Consider the following 14,081-nt stretch of genomic DNA (forward strand, 5'->3'; position numbering starts at 1 on the left):
TCGCCATTCGGGAAGGGAATCGGATCAGGACGGGGTGCGAAGCTCGGCGAATGATCCCCGCGGGGGGGTTAGTTTCGTCCATTCCAACCTGTTGAAGAGCAGCTATGATCGCCCCGAGAATCAGGCGGAGATGACGAAGGGTGAAGCCGACCGAGCCGCTTGCGCTTCATCACAGCTGGCCGCTGTTTGAGCAAGAGCGGCACTTTGACCTTGGATGCCTTTTGAACTGCGCGGTGACGGAGGCTTTAACCCCGGCCAAGGTCGGCGCACTCGGCCTTCATCACGGCGGTTGCTGGGAATGCGATCTTGCCGACAACAGCCTGACCTGGTCGGGCGGCGTCTATGACATCTTCGGGCTGCCGCGCGGCGCACCGGTGACTCGTGAGCAAGCCGCTGCATTTTATTGCGAAGGATCCCGCTCGGCGATGGAGAGGCTGCGCAGCTACGCGCTCGAGCACAAGCGCGGCTTCACTATCGACGTCGAAATTCGCCCGGCCTCGGGAGAAGCGCACCGCTGGATGCGGCTCATCGCGGTTACGGTCTGCGAGGACGATCGCCCGGTGCGCCTGCACGGGCTCAAGCTGATCCTCTGACGATCTGCCCGCCGAGCCTATTTCTCGCGCCTGCCCCGCTCGATCCGTTCGAGCAGGTCCCGGACCCGATCGTGGCTTGCCGGCGAAGGCTGCTGCGCGACCCACTCCTTGAGCCAGGTTTGCATTGCCCGAGTCCCTGCGCCGGATAGCTCGAGGATCCGGCGAGCGGGATCGGACGCATCGCCCTGTTGCCTGATCCACCCGTCGGTTTCGAGCTTCTTGACCCAGCGCCCGATCGTGCTGGCGGGGACCGGAGAAGAAAATCGCAGATCGGCAGTTCCGGCATTCCGCTCCTCGAGCTGCGCCAGGAACAGCAAAAGGAGGATATCCCAGGCGGCATCGGCGAACAGCTCCGGGCTGAAGAACTCGCGGCGTTTCTGCCGGAGCTCGATGACCTTGGACACGATTTCCGCCCCGTCGCCCGCAATGAAAGGTCGCTGCTTCTGCTCGGTCATCGTCCTCGCAATGCAAGAGAAATATTACGCCGCGTCGGAACTCGCATCGGCCGCCGCGCAGCTCGTCCGGCGAGCCTGCCGATGGTCCGACACACCGACCTGCGAACACTGGACAAATATCGGGGTGGGCGCAAGCTCCGCCGGACAGCAATTCTAGGGATAAGTCTTTGCCGCACAACGAATCTGGTGCGGCGATCGGACCGGCCGCCGGTCTCGGTGAGGCTGCCGGCTCGACCTCGTCAATCCCGCAATCGGCCCAGCTGTGGCATTGCCGACCCCCGCTGCCACGGTGACGGTGGAGCAAGGCCGGCCCCGCCGGGCCGAGTGCGACTCGCCCGAGCGACAGCCCGATGCGATCGATCCAGGGAGCGCGAAGCGCGGACTCTAAAAATCTCCGACGTCGCGAGCCAGCACCTTAGGCATGCAACAGATTTTCGAGGAGTTGCGGCACGATCCGCTCGCGGCGGCGGTGATAGTTGACGAGGCTCCGGCGCAGGGCTTTGCGGTCCCCCGTCCGGATAGCCCGAACGATCTCTTCGGTCTCGGCGTCGGTCCCATCGAGAAAGGCCTCTTCGATGCGCTGAACCGGCTCGAGGCGCTCGTTCAGCGCCGCCACTGCGAGCGCGTGCTCGGTATTGCCGGCCGACTGCGCGAGCGCGAGGAACAAAGCATTCTGGCGCTCGCGCCGGGCGACCGTTGCGGACGCGGAATCGAGAGATTCTTCGGTGACGGCAGCCCTGCCGTGCTTGGCGAGGGCGAGAAGCAAAAGGTCCAGGTGCCAGGCGTAGAGCTGGCGCAGCGTCGTCTCGGTCATGGCCGGCACCCGGAAGCCCTCATGGCGCGGGGCTTCCACCAGCCGCTCGCCGGTCAGGCGATGGAGGGCATCGCGCACCGGCGTCACGCTGGCGTTGAGCTCGTCCGAGAGGAGCGCGGGCTCGAGCCGGTCGCCAGGCCGATAGACCCCTTCGCGCAGCCGCTGGCGGATCGCGGCGTACACACGTTCGAACGTTCCGGGCGGGGTCATCGCGCCCGCGCCTCACGCCGCCGCCGTTTGTGCCGGCCAGTCCTGCTCATCCACGAATTGGGCGAGCAACGCTTCCTGGTCCGGCCGCAGCGCATCGATGGCGGCGAAGCGCTCGGGAATGTGCCGCTGGAGAAGCACCGACGGGCACTGGCCCTCATAATTGCCGAGGTTGGGACGATGCTGCTGGTAACCGACGAGCGCCGCGAGTTCCGGGCTGAAGCCGCGCGCAATCTCCGGTGGATAGGCAAGCCACTGATTCTCATAGGGCTTCAGCCAGCCGAGGCAGTAGCTGACGATCGCGCCGCGGCGAACTTCGCTGCTGGCATTGCCGCCGGCGCCGTGGAGCGTGGAGCCCAGGAACAGCAGCGCCGAACTCGGCTCGAGCTCGACCGGGAACGCGCCTGAAGGAGGCTCCGGGTCGAGCGCGCGCCGGCCGTGGCTGTTGGGCCAGACGACCGTCGCGCCGTTCTCGCGCGTGTAGCGCGTGAAGGGCCACATCACGTTGAGCAGATATTCGGTCTCGCCGCTCGCACCGCGCCACATATCCTGGTCGCGGTGCGGAAGCTGCGGCGGAGCGCCTGGATGAAGCGCCAGCGCCTGCGTGAGATTGAGCTGGATCGTGTCGCACCAGGGATCGAGCACGCGGCGCGAGATGCCGAGAATCAGAGGATGCTGGACGAGCTTGCGGGCGAGGGGCGAGCGCGCAAGCAGCCGCCCGAACCTCTTGGTGCGAGCCCCATAGAAGCCGCCCTTGCAGAACGGCGTGTCGTGGAAGTCGTCGGCCAGGTCCGTATCGAGCGCATCGATCAGCTGCGGCGAAGCCACATTGGGGATCACGCACCAGCCCTGCTCGAGCACCAGCTTGGTCCAACATTCGACTTGCGGGGCAAGTCCGGGCTGCAGCTCACTCATTCCTTGCACTCCTCATCATGCCGCTTGCGGGATTCGGACGGACTGGTCGTCGACGAGATCCCAGATCCCGTTGGCGGCCAGCAGGCCGGGCGTGTCGGACCCGATCTCGATCGCGAGCGCGCCGATCATTCCGCACTCGAGGCGCTCTGGAATGCCGAGCGGGCGGCAGTCCCATCCGAAGGCGAGGACCTGCTGAAGCCAGGCGATCTCGGCAACGCCGGTATAGGTTTGGATTCCCGTTTCGAGCGCATGCCAGGCAAGGGCGCTCACCAGCTGGTTGCGGGTCGATCGCCGCGCTGCCGCGCTCTGGCGTCGTGACAGGCAGAATCGCGTGATCTCGGCGACGTTCGGGCCGATCGGCGGCGCCGCCGCGCAGAGGCCGGCAAACAGGGTGCTGAGGATGTGAGGGCGGGTCGTTGGAAGCAGTCTGGCCGAACCCAGATGGTCGCCGTCCTCATCGGCGATGATGAGATAGGTCGCCTGGCTGTCGTCGAACTCATCGACCTCGAAGCGTCCGTCGAGGATTGGCACATCCCATTTCAGAAGATCGACGAAGACGCTCTTTCGGTCCTCGAACATGGTCCGCAGCGTCCTGTCGCTACAGGGCTCCACACCTCCGGCTTCGATGATGACCGCCATTCGCTTGTCCCCCAAATCGGGAGCAAGCATCGCGCCGCGGGGCGGCGGACGACATAACACAAACGGTGGGTGTCAGCGGCGGAGCACGTCGAGGAAGCCGATGGTGCCGTCGAACAATGCGTGGATTGCAACCAGTGTCCGCTTGCCTACCCCATATCGCTCATAGGCATGACGCAGATGCTCGCCGACGGTCGCTTCGCTGACCCCGAGGATGCGCGCGATCTCCCAGTCGGACTTGCCCCGCGCCGCCCACATCACGCACTCGCGCTGGCGGTCTGTGAGCTGGATTGGCCCCTGGGAAAAGCGGCTCCGGCGCATTCGGCGCGCGGCTTCGAAGGCGAAGGCGCCGACCAGCTGCAGCAGCGGCAGATGCTCGCCGAACGGCGGGTCGCCGACCGCGCAGGCAAAGGAGCAGGAGCCGTGCGCCTCGCCGGGCACATGAGCCGGAACCGTGAAGCCCTCTCCTAACCCTTCGCTGCGCGCGAGCTCGAGGATGCGGCGGTCCTGCGCCGTGAGCGCGATCATGTCGGGAAGCATGGACCAGGTGAAGCCAACGCTGGTCATGTTGCTCGCCCGGTGAACCGGATCCGTCGCGCCGAGCGATTGTTCGTCGAACCATTCCGCCCATCCGTCCGGATAATTGTGGATCCGGATCGCCGCGCTGCTTCGGCGCACGTCGACATGGTGGGTCAGCGCGAAATAGCGGAAGCCGAGATCGCGCGAGACATCGGCGAGCGCGCCGGCAAGCGCCTCTTCCGTTTCCAGTTCGCGAACGTCCCTGACAAACGCGTCTACACGACTGAACATCCCCCACTGCGGCTTTGCCGCGACATCCGGGGAGGGTGTTCCAAGTCACAGCATTCCCGCGGACGCCCTTTCAACCGAGAGCCGCGCCTTCGTTTCTCAGGCGAGGGGCGCAGCACAAGGTCCGAGCGAGGCAATCATGGCGGGGTTGTCGGACCCGTTCAAATATATTCATTTGTTAGTAACTTATTTCTCAAAAATTGAATGACGCTCGGTCAACAGGGAGGCGGCTGCCTTGCGCCAGCTCGTGAAAGCGATCCTTGCGAGCTGAGGCCCCTTGAGGCGGCTCAGCGATCGCTTCGCTGAAGCCGCGCGGGGCTGCACCGACCTGCCCCAGCTCGGGACGCTTCTGGGCGACGTCACCCGCGAGCTTGGCTTTCATTATTTCGCGTTGCTCGACCATGCGAGCCTCGGCGCTCCCAGTTCAGGGCTGGTGCGGATCGACAATTATCCGGAGGATTGGGTCGAGGAGATCGTTTCGCGCGGCTTTGTAGTCGACGATCCGGTGCATCTTGCAAGCCGCCGGACCAATGCCGGGTTCGGCTGGTCTGAGCTTGGCAATCTGATCAGGCTCGAGCAGCGCCACATGCGCATCCTTGCCCGGAGCCGGCACCACGGCCTTGGTGAAGGCTTGACGGTCCCCGCGAACGTTCCCGGCGAACCCAGTGCGTCATGCTCGTTCGCGGTCCGGGCAGGCCTCGACACTCCCGCTGCGCAGCTTCACTGCGCCGAGTTGATCGGAGCCCATGCGCTGTGCGCGGCAAGGGGCCTGCGCCCCGCCGCAAGCCGCAAGCGCCCGCACCTCAGCCGCCGCGAGCTGCAGTGCCTGCGGCTGGTCGCGCTGGGAAAGACCGACTGGGAGATCGCGCACATTCTCGGCCTTAGCCCGCACACTGCACATCAATATGTGAAGCGGGCGCGGGCGGCCTACGATACCGTCAGCCGCGCGCAGCTCGTCGCTTATGGCCTTCGCGACGCCTGGATCAGCTTCGAGGATGCAATTCCCCCGAATGGGTGAATGGGCTCGCCGCGGCGAGCGGCCTCTGGTCTGCGGGTGGAAGCGGAGAGAGGGTCCTGGTTCGACTGGCGCGATGGAGCGGCCTACGCGCCGCTGCTGCGCGCCGACCGATCCCTGTTCGCGTGGGAATGGCTCCGCCGCGACGGCGATTATCGTGCTGCCGCCGAGGCCGCGCTCGAAGGCGCCGGCGGGGAACCTCGCGATGATCTGGCCGCCGCGGTCTTTGGCCTCATTGCCTTCGAGGATCCGCGACTTCCCGTGCCGCATGCGCGCCCCCTATGGCGAGCGGACGTGCATGCGCTGGTCCTGCCGGCCGCGCGCGGCGAGGGAGCGTCGGTTGCGGACCAGTTCGACCTCTGCCGCCTCGCCCATTTCGGGCGGCTTATCGCGACCGAGGGCGCTGAGCATTTGCTGCTCTCTGACGGCCTGCGTTCAATCAGGCTCGACAGTCCACCGGGCGCGTTCAGCGGCGGCCCCGCCTGCCTTCGCTATGTCGTTGAGGGATTGGCCGCGGCAGCGCCGCGCCTCCTCACCCTACGGCGCTTTCTCGCCCTCTGCGGCAGCGGCCATTTCTCGCGCTTGCTCCATCCGGACGAGCCGCGCGCGCGCCGCTGGATTCTGATGCTACGCGCTTGGGACGGGCTCGCTGCCGGCGCCGGACAACGCGAGATCGCGGGCGAACTGCTGAGCCGGTCGGCGAGCTCGCCGCGGTGGCGAGACAGGGAATCGAGCGTGCGCTCGCAGGCGCAGCGGCTGGTCAAGTCGGCCTGCGCGATCGCTTCGGGCGGCTATCGCGCCTTCCTGACGGCTAAGCAGGGTCGATGAACGTTGGAGCGGCGTTCCAGCTCACTTCACCGATGCGCCTATGGTTGCTGATGGCGGCGGCGGCGCTGCTCAGGGCCAACCTTGGCGAGTTCAGCGCGCGCGCTGGCAAGCGTGAACACGACGCTCATCGCTCTGCGCACTTACCGGCTGATCGCCAATCACCTTGCAGCCGGATTACCGCCGGCCCGGTAGGCATGGGATACAGCTTGGCATTTGTCGGCAGCCACTCATCGGCCGCTGCCTTCGCGCCTGGCCAGGTGCTGTAGTCGTCAAGGACGATAGTCGCGCCTTCAGCGAGCAGCGGCGTCAAGAAGGCAAGCGAATCCCGAACGCTTTCGTAATAGTCGCAATCGATCGACGCGAACGCGATCCGGTTACCGTCATAAGCCCGGAATGTGTCTTTGTACCACCCTTCCCAATAGCGCGTTTGTGCAACGGGGAAGCCCAGAACGGATTGCAGCAGCCTTTTGGCGTCGGGCAAAGGCGGGCGATCCTTGAGATCGGAGAGTTTCTCCGGGATCAGGTCCTTGCGGTAGGTCTCGGCGATAAATCCATCTCGGGGAGTAGGCTCCGGCAAGTCACCCCACCGATCGAACAGATGCAGCGTTCGGGACGGCTCGCTTTGCAGGACTTGAGCGAGAATGCCGGCCGTGCCTCCGCGGTGGACTCCGATCTCCACAAAATCCCCCGGAATGTTGCGGCGAAGGATTCGCCTTGCCTCACGCCACAGCGTCACTCGATTGCGGCGCATTACCAGAGTGAATGGGTCGGTCGCCTCGAGCAACCTATGCAATTCAGGCGACATGAGCGCCAGCAGCCGGCTGAAGCCGAGACGCTCGGGCAAATGAGGATGGAAGGCGATTCCGGGCGGATAGACCATGCCGTGACTTTTGTGTGTCGTCGTCGGTGAGCGTCAAGCCATGCTTCTAACTGCGGACCGGGGAACGATCCCGCGGCAAGTCACGCACTTGCGAGACGGTGCCGGCTCCGAGCTCGCATCAGTTTATTCCCCGACCGTTTTGGAGGATTCTTTAAGGCGGCGTTTTCCACCTCTGTTGCATGTCGAGGCGGTTGCAGGGAGGTTAGATGGACGTCCGGTCGAACAGTGCCAGTAAAGACCCGCTGGATGATCGATTTGGCCTACCCCCATCACCTGCCTTGTTGGCTGGCTTGCAAGCGGCGCACCGGCAAATTGAAGCCGCGCTCGATGAGCTTGATTCGATTGGCGGTGATGCTGCTCTCGATCCCGCTCAGTTTACGACCGTCCGCCTGCGCGTGGGCCGAGCGAACCTCGCCCGGCGCCAGATCGCGACGAAGGTATGCAGCCATCTCATTTCACTGACGGCGATCGACGACACCTACGAAATTCGTGAACTTCAGCGCCGTGACGGCGAGCATTCCAGGCTTGTCTCGGACCATGTGCAGCGTTGGACGCCCGATGCGGTCCGCGATGATTGGCAAGGATATTGCGACGCCTCGCGCAAGATGAGGGATGGGTTGCGCGAGATCGTCGTTGCGGAGAGGAAGCTGCTTTACCCATCACTCGAACAGCAGGGCTAAGGTAGACCGGTCGGGCGCTCTATTGCGACATTGCGGAACCAAGCCCCGCGAGCGGAGGTTCTCGCCACTCGCGCCAGGTCCGCTGCCCCTCAGCCCTGGTGAATGCCAAGCGGCCCAGCGATCTTCGAGCGTTGGACCCCCTCTTCTTGCGTAGGCTGCGCGGGAGTCCAGAGGTAGAGGTGCTCAACTGACCTAACTTATGTTAGAATGGCCTTGGGGGACTGGATCATGGCCCGCTCGCGGGGGATGAATGAACGTGCGCCGAGGGTCGACCTCCGTCGGTCAGGCGTTCTGATCGACTCTGATGGTATTGAGAGTGAAGTCACGATCCTCGACGTTTCGAGGGGTGGCTTGCGGCTGGTCGTTAGCGAGGGTCTGCGGATCGGAGAGCTTGCGACCCTGCGCGTCGAGCACGGAGAGGCATTTCCCGTCGAAATTCGGTGGTTGTTAGGCAACGAGGCGGGAGCGGTATTCTTGACTCCGGTCGATTTCGCCGAGTGGGTTCGGCAAGGCCAAGGGGGGCCTGTACCATGACTGAAGAGGACACTGATCGAGAAACCGAACAACGGGAGGGAAAGGACCGCCGGAAGGCCGGAGACCGTCGTGATGGCAGTCGCGGCAAGGATCGCCGGGAGGGCGATCGGCGTGCTCCACCACAAGATTAAGATTAACTAGCGACTGAAGCGGCAGTTTTGGGTCGAAAGCAGAGATTGGGAATCGCCTCGGTGAGGTCCGAAGGCCACGCAAAAACGGCGGCACCTCTCGGCCCCGCCGCTCTTGCCTCGACGCGTGAAACGCATGCACTCAACCGCCTTGGACTAGGCGGTCACGGTCACAATTAGTTGAGCAGGTTAGTGAAAGGTTATGAGCCTGTCGGATGCTTCCAGCGAATGTCCGCAACGGGTGGGAAGCGGTCGTTCAGGACCGGGGCACGAGCCAAATTCATGCGGCCCAGGGGGGCGCGTAGCCGCTGGGCAAGTGCCAGCGCGTCCGCGTTTCCCCGGAAGTGCACGAAGAACAGGCGGGGCTGTTCACCGACGAGATGATTCCCGGTGTGCTTCCCATCCAACTTCCCTGAAACCTTGACTCCGAAAATCAGGAAATGGATTAGACGGTCATGGGGAACAGCGAACTCCCCATGAGGCGAACGGCTGAAGCGTCGCGTCCTGCTTTTGAGTGGACGCCGCCATGCCCGCCTTCCTTGTCGTTCCGCCGCCTGATCCTGGTTTCGAACTATTGGTCACGAGCAATGGCATGGCCCAGGGCATCTCGCAGACGAATGGCGCACAGATCATCCCCCGGGCGTTCGTCCGCATCGGAGCGGTGAAGATTGGCGGCCAGTGGCGCAACATCAGCTCGCCGGCAGCAAATGGGGTGGCAGCCTTCTTCCTCGGGTTCGATGGCAAGCTGGGAAAAACGAAGCTGGAGGCCAGAGCCGCTTACCGGGTCCGGACAGGAGCTATTCGCGGATTCAAGTCCAGAGCTTGGGAGTTTGGCGCCGGAGCTGGCCGCAGCTTTGGCAAGGCCATGGTAAAGCTCAACGCCGAATATAGTCCCGACGAGTTCGGCAAGGGCAAATCGTTGTATGTCGAGTTGGGACCCGCGCTTGACGTCGACAAGGGAACACGGCTGTCCGTCACTCTCGGTCTCCGTGAGCGCCACGGCGGTCCCGACTATCGGTCACTCAACATCGGGATAAGCAAAGTCCTCGATCGTGGGCTTATTGTGGAAGCAAAATACTACCATACGAACCGGAGCGACCTTGGCGATACGTATCGGAGACGCGTGGTTCTTTCGGCACGGTTGACGCTTTGATTGAGCCTGAAGTTACTTGACAGAGTCGCGGCGCGGACATTTATTCGAACGATGGGGAATGGCGATCTCCCCATGAGGCGAGAGGCTGAAGGATCGCGTCCTGCAACGTGAGAGGACGCCAATGCCCGCCTTCAATGCAATAAGCTCCGACAAACTCGTACGCCTGATCGGCACACCCGACTGTCCGACCGTCCTCGACGTTCGGTCCGAAGCTGACGCGCTCCTGCCAGCTTCATTTCGACGCTCGGCGGAAGACGTCGAGAGTTGGGCCGACGTCTACGCGGGACGCCAGGTTGTGGTCGCCTGCGTGAATGGTCACGAACGAAGCGCTGGCGTCGCCGCCTACCTCAGAACCACGGGAGCGACAGCCGAAGTTCTCGAAGGTGGTTTCGCTGCATGGAAAGAGGCAGGTCTGCCGACCATCGATCCGGAGAAGCTGCCTCGCCGCGACCGGCGAGACCGCACCGTCTGGGTCACCCGAGCGCGTCCGAAAGTGGACCGAATCGCCTGCCCCTGGCTGATCCGCCGATTTGTCGATCCCGAAGCCGTATTCCTTTACGTCGCGCCTGCGGAAGTCACCGGCGTTTCCGAGCGCTTCGGGGCGACTCCATTCGACGTTGAAGGCGTCTTGTGGAGCCATCGCGGAGAATTATGCACCTTCGACGTGATGGTTGAGGAGCTTGGCCTGACCGGCTTTTCAGCGCTGGCGCATCTGGCGGTCATCGTTCGTGGCGCCGACACCGCCCGGCCAGAGATCGCGCCACAGGCGGCAGGGTTGGTCGCGGCCTCGCTCGGCCTGTCACGCATGTACTCGGACGACCTCGAGCAACTCGAAGCCGGCATGGTTCTCTATGACGCCTTCTACCGTTGGTGTCGCGACGCGGTCGATGAGACGCACGATTGGGTCTCCCACACGCCCAGGCGTAGCCGAAAATGACCGACGAGCCGTTATCGCCATTCCAGATCTTCGCCCGCTTCCTTCGCTTCGGATTCCTGGCATGGGGTGGTCCAGTCGCGCAAATCGCCATGATCAAGCGCGAATTGGTCGAGGAAGAGCATTGGATAGAGCCATCGCGCTTCAATCGACTCCTCGCGATCTACCAAGTGCTGCCAGGCCCGGAGGCGCACGAGCTTTGCGTGCACTTCGGCATGATGAAGGGCAGGCGGCTCGGCGGACTGCTTGCCGGCCTCGCTTTCATGCTGCCTGGTCTGGTCCTGATCCTTGCCATCGCTTGGCTCTATCAGCGGCTCGACCTTCACGAGCCGCAAATCGCTTCCGTCTTCGCGGGCATTCAGATCGGAGTGATCGCGCTGATTGTGCGCGCCGTGCACCGCATTGCCGATCACACCCTCACCAATTCCTGGTTGTGGGCGATTGCGGTAGCGACGGCTGCCGGCGCGGCGCTGGACGTGAGCTTTTGGGTCACGCTCCCGACCGCCGGCCTCGCCTATGCTGCACTTGCCCGGCGCCGATGCGCCCTTGCCTCACTGGTGGTCGTTGCCGCGCTGATCCTCGCAGTATGGATCGGCAGCAATCCGCTTCTCGTTGGATCTCGGGTGCCAAGCGGCACGGTCGATGAGGTTCGATCAGGCAGCGTCGGTGCGCTGGCATTGTTTCTATCTGGCTTGAAAGCCGGCCTCCTGACGTTCGGTGGCGCTTACACTGCGATTCCGTTTGTTCGCGGCGACGCAGTTGGACGGGGCTGGATCAGCGAGGGCCAGTTCTTGGACAGCTTGGCGCTGTCGGGAATTATTCCTGCACCGTTGATCATCTTTGCGACCTTCGTCGGCTACATCGCCGGTGGCCTCGGTGGTGCTCTCGCAATGACGGCTGGCATCTTTTTGCCCGCGTTCGCCTTTGCGCTGTTGTTTTATGAACGCCTCGAACGAGTCATCGAGAACGAGCGACTGCATCGTTTCCTTGAAGGCGTCGCAGCGGGGGTGGTCGGACTAATTGGAGTCACCGCTGTGCAGCTAGGTTGGAACATAAGCCGATCAGTCCCTTCCGTGCTTGCCGGCACAATTCTCTTCATTGCGGGGCTGGCGTTACTCTACCTGTGGCGCTCCAAGCTTAGTGTGCCGGTTGTCGTGCTTGGGTCGGCGCTTGCCGGAGCCGTCCTCTTCGCCTGAGGCCAATGTCCGCAATGGGTGGAAAGCGGACGTTGAGCTTTCCTCGGGGCCCATGCTTAGAAGGCTCGAAGGATAGTTCCGATTGTTTGCGTCCCCGAATCCTCAGGGGCGAACGCTAATGATCGTCTTCCCCTGGCGGCGCTCGGTTGAGTTGAAAGCGGCGACGGCATCGTGGAGGGTCGCGACGGTGCCGATGTTCGTCCGAAGTCGCCCGTCCTGCACTCGCTGGACGATCTCACCAAGTTGGGCGCGATCGGATTCGACAACAAAGTCGACCGCCAAGCCGTCGGCGGGCCGCGCCTGGGACGGCCCGACGATTGACACCAGCGTTCCTCCGGGTCGAACCAGGCGCGCGGACCGCTTCCCGATATCGCCGCCTATGAGATCGAACACCAAATCCACCTGGCCAACATCTTCCAGTGTCTCGTTGTCGAGGTCGACGAATTCGTGCGCGCCGAAGTCGAGCGCCTTCCGACGGTCGGCGGCCCGTCCGGTGCCAATCACGTAGGCGCCGAACTCTCGTGCGAGTTGCGTCACCATCGACCCGACCGCGCCGGCCGCGCCGTGCGCGATTACGCGTTGCCCTGCCTGCAGGCGGCCGTACACCATCAATCCCTGCCACGCGGTCAGACCCGAGATCGGAAGGCTCGCGCCGACCGTGAAGTCGACATCGTCCGGCAGCGGCGCGAGGTTGCGCGCTTCGACCGCCGCATATTCGGCCAGGGTGCCATCGCGATACCAGTCGGTGAGGCCGAATACCCGCTGTCCCACCGACAGCCCGGTCGTGCCGTAGCCGAGGCCTGTCACCACTCCGGCCAGCTCGTGCCCGGGGATCGCCGGTGTCCGGTCGCGGCCGAGGCGATCGGTCCAGGTCGAGGGCCACGTTAACTCGGTCCCGACGAATCCCGACGCATGAACCTGAACGACGACATCGTTTATTGCTGCCTGCCGCTCGGGCCGCTCCACCAGCTTCATGCCGGCCGTACCCGCAGCCTGGTCGGTCACCGCTATCGCCCTCATCGTTCACCTCCTCGTGCGTGGCATGTCATGGAGTGTGACGAACGATTAACACCTAATGTCCGGAACGGCTCGAAATTGGACATAGGCGATCCGGTAACCTGACATGCGGCTTTCGACGGCGGCGAAGGGAACCATATCGCTCCTCAAAGCATCAGGTCCCGGCAGCAGGAGAGAGCTCATGGCAAGTCGCAACGACGAGGGCCACGGTCATCCGCAAAGCACCGTCAAGATCGCCGGCCACCCGCTTCACCCGATGTTGGTTCAGTTCCCGATCGTTTGTTTCATCCTCACTTTCATTTTCGACATTGTCTACGCGCGCGGTCAGACGGACGTGGCTCAATGGACGATTTGGCTTCTTGGGATCGGCCTCGGAATGGGCGCGTTGGCCGCAGTCGCGGGGTTTGCTGACTTCCTAGGCGAAAAGAGGATCCAAGGATCTGACGCAATTAAGCATGCCCTCGCCAATGTAACGGCGGTCGCGCTCGAGATCGTCAATCTGATCCTGCGATTGAACAACACGGATACGATCGGCTCGACCGGTCTCTATATCTCGTTCGTCGTGGTGCTGATCCTGCTCTACAGCGGCTGGAAAGGCGGAAAGCTCGTCTATCGGCACGGCATGGGCGTGAACGATACGTCACCCTAACCGCAACGATAGCGATCGAAAGGGGGCTCATTCCAAGTGTAACATTGTGTCTGCTTTGGGTCGAAGCCGGACGCTACGCCAATGTCTACAATGGGTGGAAAGAGGACATTAGTTTCAGTGGCCGCCTTTTGGTCGGCAATCACTTCTAGTTCAGCGCACTGATCGGAAGGTCTCGCGCATGTCTTGCGTGAGCAGCTGCGGCTGTTCCCAAGCCGCAAAGTGCGTGCCCTTGTCGTGCGCGCGGTAGAAGACGAGGTGCGGGTAGGCTGTGCGCGCCCAGCTTTCCGGTGCCTGGTAGATTTCATAGCGGAAAGCGCTGACCCCAGTGGGGAGCGGGACCCCGCGCGGATCGAAGAAGCCCCCCTTGCTGTTGCGCATTTCCCAGTAGAGTCGCGCCGACGATACCGCCGTGTTGGTCAGCCAGTAGAGCGTGATGTTGTCGAGAATGTCGTCGCGGGACAGTCCCTCCTGCGCTCCGTCGAAGACGCGGGCGATGAGGTCGTAGCTCTGGATGTCGTGGTCGAGCATCCACGAGGCCAGCCCGATCGGTGAATCGGCGATGCCATAGAGCGTCTGCGGACGCTGGTTCATCTCCAGAGCGTAGCCGAGGCCATGGGTGTAGAAGTCGGTGAGCTGATCC

The 14,081-nt window shown here is 63.4% G+C and carries 17 protein-coding genes and 1 pseudogene; 9 read left to right on the forward strand and 9 right to left on the reverse strand.

Annotated elements, in window-relative coordinates; all coding sequences use genetic code 11:
• Positions 1-140 precede the first annotated feature (140 nt).
• Positions 141-593 (forward strand): hypothetical protein, encoded by a 453-nt coding sequence (locus tag N539_RS15860; protein ID WP_037552431.1) that lies wholly within the window; start codon positions 141-143, stop codon positions 591-593.
• A gap of 17 nt (positions 594-610) precedes the next feature.
• Here the strand turns inward: N539_RS15860 and N539_RS0106775 are convergent, their stop codons facing one another.
• The 5 genes from N539_RS0106775 to N539_RS0106795 form a co-directional block, all read right to left on the reverse strand.
• Positions 611-1,048 (reverse strand): hypothetical protein, encoded by a 438-nt coding sequence (locus N539_RS0106775; protein ID WP_028969654.1) that lies wholly within the window; start codon positions 1,046-1,048, stop codon positions 611-613.
• Positions 1,049-1,463: 415 nt separating this feature from the next.
• Positions 1,464-2,072, reverse strand: coding sequence for a GntR family transcriptional regulator (locus N539_RS0106780; protein WP_028969655.1), 609 nt, complete (start codon positions 2,070-2,072; stop codon positions 1,464-1,466).
• Between the two features lie 12 nt (positions 2,073-2,084).
• On the reverse strand, positions 2,085-2,984 hold the full coding sequence (locus N539_RS0106785; protein ID WP_028969656.1) for a phytanoyl-CoA dioxygenase family protein: 900 nt from the start codon (positions 2,982-2,984) through the stop codon (positions 2,085-2,087).
• Positions 2,985-2,999: 15 nt separating this feature from the next.
• Positions 3,000-3,653 carry an acyl-homoserine-lactone synthase gene (locus N539_RS0106790; protein ID WP_331280079.1) on the reverse strand — a complete coding sequence of 218 codons (654 nt, stop codon included), beginning with the start codon at positions 3,651-3,653 and terminating at the stop codon, positions 3,000-3,002.
• Positions 3,654-3,695: 42 nt separating this feature from the next.
• On the reverse strand, positions 3,696-4,430 hold the full coding sequence (locus tag N539_RS0106795; RefSeq protein WP_028969658.1) for a LuxR family transcriptional regulator: 735 nt from the start codon (positions 4,428-4,430) through the stop codon (positions 3,696-3,698).
• Between the two features lie 274 nt (positions 4,431-4,704).
• Between N539_RS0106795 and N539_RS0106800 the strand changes: the two genes are divergently transcribed.
• Positions 4,705-5,445, forward strand: coding sequence for a helix-turn-helix transcriptional regulator (locus tag N539_RS0106800; RefSeq protein ID WP_028969659.1), 741 nt, complete (start codon positions 4,705-4,707; stop codon positions 5,443-5,445).
• Between the two features lie 36 nt (positions 5,446-5,481).
• Entirely contained in the window at positions 5,482-6,270 is a 789-nt protein-coding gene (locus tag N539_RS0106805; RefSeq protein ID WP_197018359.1) for a DNA -binding domain-containing protein, read from the forward strand.
• A gap of 124 nt (positions 6,271-6,394) precedes the next feature.
• Here the strand turns inward: N539_RS0106805 and N539_RS0106810 are convergent, their stop codons facing one another.
• Positions 6,395-7,150 (reverse strand): TylF/MycF/NovP-related O-methyltransferase, encoded by a 756-nt coding sequence (locus tag N539_RS0106810; protein WP_028969661.1) that lies wholly within the window; start codon positions 7,148-7,150, stop codon positions 6,395-6,397.
• A 206-nt stretch (positions 7,151-7,356) separates the two neighbouring features.
• Here N539_RS0106810 and N539_RS0106815 point away from each other — a divergent pair, with 206 nt between their 5' ends.
• Together N539_RS0106815 and N539_RS19175 are read left to right on the forward strand one after the other, a co-directional pair.
• Entirely contained in the window at positions 7,357-7,830 is a 474-nt protein-coding gene (locus N539_RS0106815; protein ID WP_156029812.1) for a hypothetical protein, read from the forward strand.
• Between the two features lie 246 nt (positions 7,831-8,076).
• Positions 8,077-8,364, forward strand: coding sequence for a PilZ domain-containing protein (locus N539_RS19175; RefSeq protein ID WP_443027622.1), 288 nt, complete (start codon positions 8,077-8,079; stop codon positions 8,362-8,364).
• 328 nt (positions 8,365-8,692) lie between these two features.
• Here N539_RS19175 and N539_RS19180 read toward each other — a convergent pair whose 3' ends face one another.
• Positions 8,693-8,899, reverse strand: coding sequence for a DUF1259 domain-containing protein (locus N539_RS19180; RefSeq protein ID WP_197018360.1), 207 nt, complete (start codon positions 8,897-8,899; stop codon positions 8,693-8,695).
• 119 nt (positions 8,900-9,018) lie between these two features.
• Here N539_RS19180 and N539_RS0106825 point away from each other — a divergent pair, with 119 nt between their 5' ends.
• The 3 genes from N539_RS0106825 (at position 9,019) to chrA (ending at position 11,775) form a co-directional block, all read left to right on the forward strand.
• Positions 9,019-9,645, forward strand: a complete 627-nt coding sequence (locus N539_RS0106825) for a TorF family putative porin (RefSeq protein ID WP_028969664.1) — start codon at positions 9,019-9,021, stop codon at positions 9,643-9,645.
• 121 nt (positions 9,646-9,766) lie between these two features.
• Entirely contained in the window at positions 9,767-10,582 is an 816-nt protein-coding gene (locus N539_RS0106830) for a chromate resistance protein ChrB domain-containing protein (RefSeq protein WP_028969665.1), read from the forward strand.
• Positions 10,579-11,775, forward strand: a complete 1,197-nt coding sequence (gene chrA, locus N539_RS0106835; RefSeq protein ID WP_028969666.1) for a chromate efflux transporter — start codon at positions 10,579-10,581, stop codon at positions 11,773-11,775. Before N539_RS0106830 ends, chrA begins: the two co-directional genes overlap by 4 nt.
• Before the next feature lie 102 nt (positions 11,776-11,877).
• Here the strand turns inward: chrA and N539_RS0106840 are convergent, their stop codons facing one another.
• Positions 11,878-12,795, reverse strand: a complete 918-nt coding sequence (locus N539_RS0106840) for an NADP-dependent oxidoreductase (protein WP_028969667.1) — start codon at positions 12,793-12,795, stop codon at positions 11,878-11,880.
• 178 nt (positions 12,796-12,973) lie between these two features.
• Between N539_RS0106840 and N539_RS0106845 the strand changes: the two genes are divergently transcribed.
• Positions 12,974-13,441, forward strand: coding sequence for a DUF2231 domain-containing protein (locus N539_RS0106845; RefSeq protein WP_028969668.1), 468 nt, complete (start codon positions 12,974-12,976; stop codon positions 13,439-13,441).
• Between the two features lie 150 nt (positions 13,442-13,591).
• Here N539_RS0106845 and N539_RS18745 read toward each other — a convergent pair.
• Positions 13,592-14,081 (reverse strand): annotated as a pseudogene (locus tag N539_RS18745) (epoxide hydrolase); the annotation flags it as partial.

Origin of the sequence: Sphingomonas sp. URHD0057 (assembly GCF_000620665.1) — a bacterium.
Classification (GTDB): Bacteria; Pseudomonadota; Alphaproteobacteria; order Sphingomonadales; family Sphingomonadaceae; genus Sphingomicrobium.